4 protein-coding genes and 1 pseudogene are annotated in these 11,626 nt (G+C 54.5%); 4 read left to right on the forward strand and 1 reads right to left on the reverse strand.

The window, feature by feature from the left end; translation table 11 throughout:
• Positions 1-27: 27 nt before the first annotated feature.
• Positions 28-1,230 (reverse strand): annotated as a pseudogene (locus BT_RS11745) (tyrosine-type recombinase/integrase).
• Between the two features lie 697 nt (positions 1,231-1,927).
• Between BT_RS11745 and BT_RS11750 the strand changes: the two are divergent.
• Genes BT_RS11750 through BT_RS11765 form a run of 4 tightly spaced genes read left to right on the forward strand, consistent with a single transcriptional unit; the run spans position 1,928 to position 11,604 of the window.
• Positions 1,928-3,256 (forward strand): DUF3945 domain-containing protein, encoded by a 1,329-nt coding sequence (locus BT_RS11750; RefSeq protein ID WP_011108224.1) that lies wholly within the window; start codon positions 1,928-1,930, stop codon positions 3,254-3,256.
• A gap of 26 nt (positions 3,257-3,282) precedes the next feature.
• A complete protein-coding gene (locus BT_RS11755; RefSeq protein WP_011108225.1) occupies positions 3,283-5,382 on the forward strand; it encodes a type IA DNA topoisomerase in 2,100 nt (699 codons plus the stop codon).
• Positions 5,383-5,420: 38 nt separating this feature from the next.
• Complete coding sequence (locus BT_RS11760; protein ID WP_007485366.1) at positions 5,421-5,888, forward strand: DUF1896 domain-containing protein; 468 nt, start codon at positions 5,421-5,423, stop codon at positions 5,886-5,888.
• Entirely contained in the window at positions 5,878-11,604 is a 5,727-nt protein-coding gene (locus BT_RS11765; protein WP_011108226.1) for an N-6 DNA methylase, read from the forward strand. Before BT_RS11760 ends, BT_RS11765 begins: the two co-directional genes overlap by 11 nt.
• Positions 11,605-11,626 lie beyond the last annotated feature (22 nt).

Raw genomic sequence — 11,626 nt, forward strand, 5'->3', positions numbered from 1 at the left:
ATTAAATAATGTATTATAATTATAAAATTAACATATTTTATCTGCTATGTGATTATTCACTTCGTCCAGTACCGACCGGTCAAGTTCTTTCAGATAGATTCTGGTCACTTTCTCCGAGGAATGTCCCAAACATTCACTGATAGTATGAAGCGGAGCACCGTTCTCACGAGCCATCATTGCCCAACAGTGACGCGCGGCATGCAAGCGCAAAGGAATGCTCATACCGATATTTCAGGAAACCTTTTTCAGCGCATACCTCATCCTGTTATAAGCTTTTTTATACCCCGAATAAGGAGTTTCAGATTCATCAACCAGAGGGAAAAGATAGTCACCGGAAGTATCTCCATACCTTTCCAGCAAATTCTGTATCTGCCGGTTAATACCTATTTCAAGCAACTGACCGGTCTTCTGCCTTCTATAGCGGATTACCCCGGGAAAAATATCGCTCTTTTTTAGAAAAGCAATATCTACGAATGACATTCCGCGAGTATAGATACTGAACATAAAAACATCTCTGGCCAAGCATTCCGGTGTTCCGACTGAAAGTGACAGGTTGGCAAGAGACTTCACCTGCTTCATAGGAAGACTTTGTTTGACGGTCTTTTCAGACCGGATTCTGATATTGCAAAAAGGTGAAGGAAATACCAGATTCAATTCAAGACATCCACGCCTGTACACCGCTTTCATATTATGTAAATAAAACCCTATCGTATTCTTGCCCACACCGGCCTCCAGGAGAGTATCACGATACTTAATGACAAGGCGGGAAGAAAGATGTGCAAATGGAAAATCAGTCTTACACAAATGTTTTTGCATGGAATGCAGGGTCGCCTCATACGCTTTTGCCGTCCCTTCATGCCCGGTGTCGAAAAGCACACGGATTCTCTCACGGAAATAGCTGTAAAAACCCACTTTGCCAGTCAGGGTTTCATAGACTCTGGATATATCACATGTCGTATATTCATTACCCTCCCTTTCCAATATGCCTATGGCTTTATCCAAGATTTTACAAATTTTCCGGCATGTACGGTTCATGCGTCGGACAGTTTCCATGGTATATACACCATTAAAGAGTACTCGTCCGCTAAAAGAATCAAACTCACAGGGGGTAATGCTGTATCCTGTATAAAAAACTTTCTTTTTCCGTTTATGAAGGACCTGCACAGCCAATGGATAGGCCCCGCGACTATTACACCGCCCCTTTACTAATACTGTTTTTACTGTTGCCATAACTGTATTATAAATTACTATATGAATTAACTATTTACATAAAAAAGACGCAAAATTCGCATGAAAGAAACAAAACAGCAAACAAAATACATGTTATTTGTAACAATGTTCTACAATAAAAAATAGAAAATCAACAAGAATCCTCCATTGGTCAATGATTAAACATGCACAAAAAGAATACTACACAAACAAAACTGACACGGGAAATCTTTCTTCAACAAGCCTCTCCTCAAAATAATAGTATGGTATTACCTTGATAAATACGGCAAGGATATATTTGCTGTTGTTTAAGCATTTATTCTATTAACTGTTCTTAGTTTTATCTCAAAGGAAAATATTTCATGACTCCCGGAAAAGTCACAATATCAAAAAAAAGCTGGCCGATACCCATGGGATACTTTTCTTGATAATCCTCCTACTCCACCGTATTCTCTGTCATGTACTCAAAAACGGGAACGTTTTTTTCGGCCCGCCGTTCGGATCATCTAAAATATCCGATGAATGATTCTTCGGCAACGTCTTGATGTTGCCTGCGATGTATAAAACGAATCACACAGAATAGGAAACAGGAGACATTTCATGCCAACCGGTAGCCACTTGTATCCGATCGTCACGTTCCCTCTCGTCCAACAACAGCTTAAGCCTACCTTCGTACCACAAGTAACTTTATTGTTTCACTATTTAATCCGATTGATTTATGGACAATCTCAAAGATTTCAAGAACGAGGCATTGGTAGTCACCAACGCCTCCGACGGTAACACGCCGCACATCGTTCAGGGTATTGAGCCTGACGGTTCACTCCGCACCAAACCGCTGGCACAGGCAAAGCCCTCCGAGACTTTTCTGCACATCGACCGCAACAAGTCCGTGATCGGGACGTTCTTCTCCAACATGAACCGCCAGTATGATCGACCGTCGGACTTCCGCTTCTACCACCTGCCGGTGGAAATGTTATCCGCAGCCAAGGACCTGGTGGAGATATTCAAATTCCCGGAAGAGAACGGACAGCTTCTTTCCAATTACGCCATTGACATCCGGCAGCCGGCACAGGAGCAGAGCATCACAGGCGACACCCCGCAACAGACCACCCGTTGGGGAGTGGACGAGGTGGATTGGCAGCAGCTCGCACGCATGGGCGTAACCCCCGAATCGTTGGGCGAAACGGGCATGCAACGCCTGCTGAACGGCCACGAGTCCGCCGTCCTCGACATCAGGATCTCCTTCGAGGGTATCGACTTCGAAACGCCGGCCTGCATCCGTCTGGTGGAATCAGCCGGCGGCAAACCGGTCCTGAACGTGGAGTGCTGCAAGCGGTATCCCGAACTGGACCGGCCGTACATGGGTACGGAGCTTTCTCCCGAAGTGAAAGAGAATCTTTCCAGGAGCAACAATGCCGGCTGCGTCGTTGAGCTGGAACTTGCCGGAGGAGTGCGTGAGCCGTGTCTGCTCTCGCTCAATCCCAAAACCAACCGCCTGCACCATGTTCCGGTCAGTGAAATCACCATACCGCAGGAAGTGAACCGGGTACGACTCTCCGACGACCAGACCACAAGGCTGGCACGGGGCGAGTCCGTGCTGGTTGAGAACATGTGGTCCGAAAAGAAACAGGGATATTACGACGCACGCCTCCAGTATAACGTCTGCAAGGGCGGCTTCACTTATGACTTCAGGGGACTGAACCGCAAACAGGCGCAATCAGAGACACAAATGCGAAGCCGTGAACTGGTCATACCACAGGTACTCAAAGGCGTCGGGCTGACACCCGAGGTACGGGAGAAGTTAGCCGCCGGCAAGACAGTCCATATCAAGGACATGACTGACAACGAGGGAAACTTATTCAGTGCTTTCGTCCGTGTCAACCACGAGCGGGCAAAGTTCGATTTCTTCAAATGGAATCCGGACAAGAGCAAAAAGCAGGGACAGTCGCAACAGGCGGCCGTCCGTCAGGAGGGCACGAAGCCGGAAAACACCGTCAGCCGGAACCGCCCGGTACAGAAAACCGATAAGAAAGGAGTATCCATTTAACCATTCACATAAATAATACATTATATATGAAAGTTATCATTGCAGAAAAGCCCAGCGTGGCGCAGGCCATAGCGTCCGTAGTGGGCGCACACCAACGGAAAGAGGGGTATCTAATGGGGGGCGGATATGCCGTGGCATGGGCATTCGGGCATCTGGTCGGTCTTGCCATGCCCGAAAGTTACGGTCTCTCCGGTTTCCGTCGGGAACACCTGCCCATATTGCCACAAGAGTTCAGGCTTGTTCCCCGCCAGGTGCGAGAGGGTAAGGCTTACAAGGACGATCCCGGAGTCGTCAGGCAATTGGGAGTGATCCGGGACCTGTTCGACAGGTGCGAGTCCATCATCGTCGCCACCGACGCAGGTCGTGAGGGCGAGTTGATTTTCCGTTACGTGTACAACTATCTCGGTTGTACCAAGCCCTTTGCCCGTCTGTGGATCTCCTCGCTCACCGACAAGGCCATCCGTGAGGGGTTGCAAAACCTTAGGGAGGGAAGTCTTTACGACAACCTTTACCTCTCCGCCAAAGCCCGCAGCGAGGCGGACTGGCTCGTGGGCATCAACAGTTCTCAGGCACTCAGCCTTGCCGCCGGACAGGGCGTGTTCTCCCTGGGACGGGTGCAGACCCCCACATTGGCGATGATCTGCTCACGCTACCGGGAGAACAGGCAGTTCGAGCCACGGACATATTTCCGGATAAAGGTTTCGGCGGCCAAGGACGGCATCGACTTCTCTGCACTGTCACAGAACCGCTTCGATGACCTTGATTCGGCCACTGCCAGGCTTCGTGAGATTAAGGACGGCTGTATGCTTGCCGTCACTTCCGTAGAACGCAGGGAGGCCGTTCAAGAGCCGCCGTTGCTCTATGACCTGACCGCCTTGCAGAAAGAGGCCAACAGCAAACTGGACTTCTCCGCAGACAAGACGCTCACGCTTGCGCAAAGCCTGTACGAGAAGAAAGTGCTAAGCTATCCACGTACCGGCAGCCGTTATATATCCGAGGATGTTTTCGACGAGATCCCCTCGCGCATAATGCTCCTGCGGCAATATCCACGCTTCACCGCCACCGCATCCGTCTTGCCGGACGCACCGCTCAACCGCCGTCCGGTAGATGATGCCAAAGTCACCGACCACCATGCGCTTCTCATCACCGAGAACCTGCCCGAAGGTCTGTCGCAGGACGAGCAGGCTATCTACGAAATGGTTGCCGCACGCCTGCTCGAAGCCTTCTTGCCATGTTGCGTCAAGGAAATGACCGAAGTTGCCTTGTCCGCAGGCGGTGAGATATTCACTCTCAAGGGTGCGGTCATCAAGTCCGCCGGTTGGCGTGCCGTGCGTGGCGAGCCGGAAGAGGAGGCGGAGGAAACCACGTTGCCAGGACTGCAAACGGGTGAAACCCTGCCACTGCTCGCCTCCGAAACAGTGGAGAAACAGACCAAGCCCCAACCACTGCATACCGAGAGTTCACTGCTCTCCGCCATGGAGCATTGCGGCAAAGAGATCAGCGACGAACAACTGCGTGCCGGAATCCGTGAGATCGGTATCGGCACTCCGGCCACTCGTGCAGCTGTCATCGAAACATTGTTTGCCCGTGACTATATACGCCGGGACAAGAAGAACCTTGTGCCTACCGAAAAAGGACTGGCGGTTTACGATACGGTAAAGGACAAAAAGATTGCCGACGTCGAAATGACAGCGGCGTGGGAGAACACCCTCGCCAAAATAGAAACCGGAGAGGCCGATGCCCTCTCTTTCCGCCGGAACATAGAGGTCTATACCGCACAGATCGTTACCGAACTGCTGGCCGCCACCCTCAATGTCGCTCCTTCGGGGGAGCAATGCACCTGTCCCAAGTGCAGGAAGAGCCGCATCCTGTTCTTCGACAAGGTTGCCAAATGCGCCGATGTCGATTGCAGCTTCACCCTGTTCCGTAACAAGGGAGGTAAGATACTGACCGACGGACAGATCATCGAGCTGGCGACCAAAGGCCGCACTCCTCTTGTCAAAGGCTTCAAGAGCCGTGAGGGCAAGAGCTTCGATGCCGCATTGGTGCTTAATCCTGACTTTACCATAGGTTACTCCTTCCCGGACAGGAAACCGCAGGAAAAGAAAAGCGGCAGGAAGAAATAACCCGTCCGAATTGTATCACTTAATAATCCGATAATTATATGAATCAGAATAAATCCAATGTGCCGGTATCCGTAGCGGAAGAACCGGATGAATTATCTTACTACCGTCTTACCCTGTTGTCCTTCCTGCGTGAGTCGCATCCGGATTTGGCGGATGACGAGTCTTTTGTCGCCACCCGCAGCGAGCAGGCCGCCGAAGCCTTCAGCGCAGCCGTCCGTTCCGGCCTGACCTACGACGATGCGGCACAACAGGCGAACGCCCTGCTTTTTCAGGGGTTGCATTTCTCTCCTCTGGACACGCTGGTTACCGTCCTCTGGAACGAGTTCGCCGCCGAAGTCCCCGAAGGCAGCGCACGCAGCGTGGCCTTGCAGCTGCTTCCCGAATGCCGGAAGGTCTTCGCCGGCTATACGCTCTCGGATGATTTCATGTTCAGCCCGGAGTTCGGGCAGCTCTATGACGAGCTGACAGGTACGGTTGTAATCTGGTTGGAAGAGAATGGCTTATAATAAAAAGGCGCATCTCAGGGACAATATAGAGGCAATCCGGCTGATGTTCCGTTTGGAGAAGGAACAGCGCACCGCCACACCGGAGGAAGCGGGCATACTCGCCGCCTACTCCGGGTTCGGAGGTATCAAGGCGGTTCTTTCCCCTTTCGGGAAACTCACCGACATACTCCGCTGGACACAGGCCGACCGTGAACTGTTCCCCCTGATTACGGAACTTCACAACGTCCTGCGTGACGGAGCAGCTGACGAGCGTGAGTACAGGAGGCTGGTGGAAAGCGTGAAGGCATCCACCTTTACCGCTTTCTACACGCCGCCGGCGATTGTCAATGCCATTGCCTCTTCTTTGGGCGAACACGGAGTGTCGCCCGGCCGTTTTCTCGATCCTTCATCGGGAACCGGCAATTTTGTCTCGGCCTTCCGATCGCAATGCCACTCCGCATCCGGCAACACTCCCGAAATTGTTGCCTATGAAAAGGATTTGCTTACCGGCCGCATCCTTGCCCGGCTCCATCCCGAAGCGCAGGTCAATATCAAGGGCTTCGAGGAGTTGCCCCCGCACCGTAACGGCTATTTCGACGTGGTGAGCAGCAACATCCCCTTCGGTGACATACGTGTTTTCGATCCCTCCTTCGACAACGGCACGGCCAGGCGTTTTGCGCTGAACAGCCTGCACAACTATTTCTTCGCCAAAGGGCTGGATGCCGTCCGTGAGGGAGGAGTCCTCGCCTTCATCACCTCACAGGGGGTGATGAACTCCGCTATGGCCTATCCCGTAAGGCAATACCTGATGAACCGATCCCGGCTGTTATCGGCTGTCCGCCTGCCCAACAACCTCTTTACCGACTATGCCGGTACGGAGGTGGGCAGCGACCTGATCATCTTGCAGAAGGACACGCTTTCCCAAAGGGAATATACGTCACTCGAACGGTCTTTCGTGGAAGTCGGCACGCAGACCGACGGGACGACGCAGAACGAGTATTTCGAGCATACCGCCGCCATCGTGCATACACGTGGCCATGTCGGTACCGATCCCTACGGCAAGCCGGCACGCATCTACCTGCATGACGGGGGTATGGAAGCCATCGCCGCCGACATGAAGTATTTCCTTGACCGCAACCTCTCGGAACAGCTCGATCTGGACTTGTATCTCCGCCATTCACCCGTGCAGGAGTTCCGCAATCTGGTGAGCCGTCCGGCGGAAACCATGCAGCAACGCATCGCACAGGTGCGGGAAATCAACCGGTCCGGTAACATGAACGGACATTCCACTTCTACGGATCGACAGACGATACAGGTGGAGCGTCGGACTTCCACGCCGGAGCAGCCCTCAACGGATGCCCGGCCAACCGCCGCAAAGACCACGCCGGAGCCGGTCATGTCCCTGTACGACCTTTTCGGCTTCACACAAGAGGAGCGTTCACAGGTCAGGAAAAGGAAAACAAGGAGCACGAAGAAGGACTCCGGGCAGTTGTCCCTTTTCGATATGCCACCGTTGGAGCAACATCCCGCCCCGGCCGAACCGACTCCCCAAGAGAAAGAGCGGCAGGAGCGGGAACGGCAGGAACAGGAACGCCGCCGGCAGGAGGAAGAGGCCGCACGGCAGGAACGCATGAAGCCCCGTCCTTATCCGGCCGGCCTGCATGGACACCACCGCAACGGCTCCCTTGTGGACGATGACGGGCAGATAGGCTACCTCTCCGCCATTGGCGGGGCTGCACCGGTATTCAACCCGTTGGATCTGCCCGAACGCCAGCGACGCCGTGCGTCGCTCTACATCGAGATACGTGACACCTACCATCACCTGTACGAGAACGAGGCGGCCGCCCATGCCGCAAATCCGGCGTTGCGCACCATGCTCAACACTCTTTACGATGACTTCATCCGTCAGTTCGGCAATCTGAACGACAGGAAGAACATCGACCTGTTCCGCATGGATGCGGGCAACCGTGAGATATTGTCGCTGGAACGTTACATCGACGGCCGGGCGGTCAAGGCCGACATCTTCGACCATCCCGTTTCGTACAACATCAACGAGATCACCCATACCGATGACGTGCACGAGGCGCTCACCGCCTCGCTCAACAAGTACGGCAACGTGGACATGGCGTACATGGAGTCCCTGACCGACAAATCGCAATCTGACTTGTTGGAGGAACTGCGTGGACGGATATTTTACAATCCCCTCTCGAAGAACTACGAGATTGCCGACCGTTTCATTTCCGGCAACGTCATGGCCAAGGCCGAACACATCGAGGAATATTTGCAGTCGCATCCCGACAACGGCGAGGCACGTATTTCCCTCGAAGCCCTGCGGCAGTCGCTTCCCGCGCCCATACCTTTCGAGGATCTGGATTTCAATTTCGGCGAGCGTTGGATACCGGCGGGAGTGTACAGCCGCTACGCCTCATGGCTGTTCGACACGGACGTGTCCGTCCGTTATACCGCCAGCAGTGACGAATACAGCATCAGGGCCGACATGACCTCCCCACGCATCATGAACCAATATTCGGTGCGTTCGGAAAGCCGCATCTTCAACGGCATCGCCCTTATGCGCCATGCCATCCACAACACCACGCCCAACATCACCAAGACCGTATTGGACAAGACGGGCAAGGAAATGAAGATACGTGATCCGGAGGTTACCCTGCTTGCCAACAGCAAGATTGACGAGATCCGTAACGGCTTCTCCGACTGGCTCATGGAACAGTCGCCGGAGTTCAAGCGGAAAATGGCGGACATGTACAACCGCAAGTTCAACTGCTTCGTCCGTCCCAAGTACGACGGATCGCACCAGAGCTTTCCCGGTCTTGACCTCAAGGGGCTGGGCATTCCCGACCTGTATCCCAGCCAGAAGGACTGCATCTGGATGCTCAAGCAGAACGGAGGGGGGATCGCCGATCACGAGGTGGGTGGCGGCAAGACGCTCATCATGTGCTGTGCCGCCTACGAGATGAAGCGTCTGGGACTGGCGAACAAGCCCCTTATCACCGGCCTGAAGGCGAACATCCACGAGATCGCACAGACCTTCGCCACCGCCTACCCGAACGCCAAAGTCCTCTATCCCGGCAAGGAGGACTTCACGCCGGAGCGCCGTGTCGAGATTTTCCACCGGATGAAGAACAACGACTGGGACGCCATCATCCTCTCGCACGAGCAGTTCGGCATGATACCGCAGTCCCCCGAAATCCAGCGTGACATCCTGCAACAGGAACTGGACAGTGTGGAAGAGAACCTCGAAGTCCTCTACCAGCAGGGTGCGGAAGTGAGCAACGCACAGATCAAGGGCATGGAGAAACGCAAGATGAACCTTGAGGTCAGGCTGAAAGAGCTGCTCCACGAGATCGAAACCCGCAAGGACGATGTGGCGGACTTCAAGCGCATGGGCATCGACCACCTCTTTGTCGATGAGAGCCACCGGTTCAAGAACCTGATGTTCACCACCCGGCACGACCGTGTGGCAGGTCTGGGCAACAGCGAGGGCAGCCAGCGTGCGCTCAACATGCTCTTCGCCCTGCGCACCATCCAGCAGCGCACCGGCAAGGATCTGGGAGCCACCTTCCTGTCGGGAACCACCATTTCCAACTCGCTGACCGAGCTGTACCTGCTCTTCAAGTACCTGCGCCCCCGGGAATTGGAGCGTCAGGGGATCAACTCCTTTGACGCATGGGCGGCGGTGTTTGCCCGGAAGTCCGTCGATTACGAGTTCTCCGTCACCAACGAGGTGGTGCAGAAAGAGCGTTTCCGCTACTTCATCAAGGTTCCGGAACTCGCTTCGTTCTATTCCGAGATCACCGACTTCCGTACCGCAGCCGACATCGGCATCGACCGTCCGGAGAAGAACGAGATACTGCACAACATACCCCCGACGCCCGACCAGAGGGAGTTCATACAGAAGCTCATCGAGTTCGCCAAGACCGGCAATGCCACCGTACTGGGCCGCCCGCCACTGAACGAGAGGGAAGAGAAGGCGAAGATGCTCATCGCCACCGACTACGCCCGGAAGATGTCGCTCGACATGCGGCTCATCGATCCGCTCTCCTACGGCGACGACAAGGACAACAAGGCCACCCATTGCGCCGATATGATTGCGAAGTATTACAATAAATACGCCGGGCATAAAGGCACTCAGTTCGTTTTCTCGGACTTGGGAACCTACAAGCCCGACCAGTGGAATCCGTACAGCGAGATCAAGCGCAAGCTGGTGGAGGATCACGGCATCCCCGAAGACCAGATACGTTTCATTCAGGAAGCCAAGACCGAGAAGAAGCGCAAGGCGATGATCGAGGCGATGAACGAGGGAAAGATACGTGTTCTCTTCGGCTCTACTGAAATGCTGGGCACGGGAGTCAACGCCCAGAAGCGGTGTGTAGCCATCCATCATCTCGACGCACCGTGGCGGCCTTCGGACTTGCAGCAGCGGGACGGCCGGGGCATCCGAAAGGGCAACGAGGTGGCCAAACTCTATGCGGACAACAAGGTGGACGTGATAATCTACGCCGTGGAGAAGTCGCTTGACAGCTACAAGTTCAACCTGCTTTACAACAAGCAGCTTTTCATCACCCAGCTCAAGCAGAACAACATGGGTTGCCGTACCATCGACGAGGGAGGCATGGACGAGAAGGGAGGCATACCTTTCTCAGAGTACGTAGCGGTGCTTTCCGGAAATACCGACCTGCTCGACAAGGCACGGTTGGAGAAGCGGATTGCCGGCATGGAAGGGGAGCGCAAGGCCTTCCAGCGTGGCAAGGGGGAATCACGCATCAAACTGGAAACTTTCCTGGCGAACCGGGCAAGCAACGATGACATCATCGCCCGTGTCAGGAAGGACAAGGCCGCCATCGAGAGCCGTATGCAGTACGACAAGGAGGGCAACAGGCTCAACCCCTTGAAGATTGACGGCGTGGCAGGCGATGATCCGAAAGTGATTGCCGCCAAGCTCCACGAGATAGAGGACAGGGAACGCACGCACGGCCAGCCGAAAGTCATCGGCTCGCTCTATGGCTTCGACATCGTTGTCAAGACCGACACCACCGTCAAGGACGGTCTGGACTTCTGCGAGAACCGTTTCTTCGTGCGAGGTGAAGGCAACTTCCTCTACAACTATAACAACGGCCGCTTGGCGGTCGATCCGAAAACCGCCTGCCAGAACTTCATCAACGCCTTCGACAGCATCCCCCGCCTGATAGAGAAATACACGAGGGACAACGAAGCCATTGAGAAGGAACTCCCCGTCCTGGAACAGGTCGTCGGGGAAGTCTGGAAAAAGGAGGACGAGCTGAAGCAGCTCAAGGCCGACCTTGCCGCTCTCGACCGCAAGATCCTGCTCTCCCTCAAATCAGTGGATGCGCAGGAAAAAAGCACCGACGGAGTAATCGAAGTCGTGCCCTCCCAACCGGTAACGCCCGACGGACAGGATAACGCCCCCGCCGCCGGCATACCCGTCGCCGATGCTCCGCCCGGCAGTTCCTCACCGGGCAGTGTCCCCACACAGGACACGCCCCCTGCCGAGCCTTATGTCCACCGGATGCCCGACTTCCTCGCCGACAGGCAGCGCACTCCGCCCAAACTAAGCGGAATGCCCAAAAGCATCAGCATCAAAGAGGCAATGGGAGCGCCCGGCGGCAAGCTCGTCATCGGAGGCGTCCCCAAGTCCGGCAACAAGGACGATCCCGATCCTGACCGGCCCGAAAAGCCCAAACCCAAGCTGAAGTTATAGCTCCTGTAACCGAAGCCATAAA

Origin of the sequence: Bacteroides thetaiotaomicron VPI-5482 (genome assembly GCF_000011065.1) — a bacterium.
GTDB lineage: Bacteria > Bacteroidota > Bacteroidia > Bacteroidales > Bacteroidaceae > Bacteroides > Bacteroides thetaiotaomicron.

Bases quoted from the DNA above. Each gene is read 5' to 3' on its own strand.
- BT_RS11755 (WP_011108225.1), top strand. From the start codon at position 3,283: ATGAAAGTTATCATTGCAGAAAAGCCCAGCGTGGCGCAGGCCATAGCG.
- BT_RS11750 (WP_011108224.1), top strand. From the start codon at position 1,928: ATGGACAATCTCAAAGATTTCAAGAACGAGGCATTGGTAGTCACCAAC.
- BT_RS11760 (WP_007485366.1), top strand. From the start codon at position 5,421: ATGAATCAGAATAAATCCAATGTGCCGGTATCCGTAGCGGAAGAACCG.
- BT_RS11765 (WP_011108226.1), top strand. From the start codon at position 5,878: ATGGCTTATAATAAAAAGGCGCATCTCAGGGACAATATAGAGGCAATC.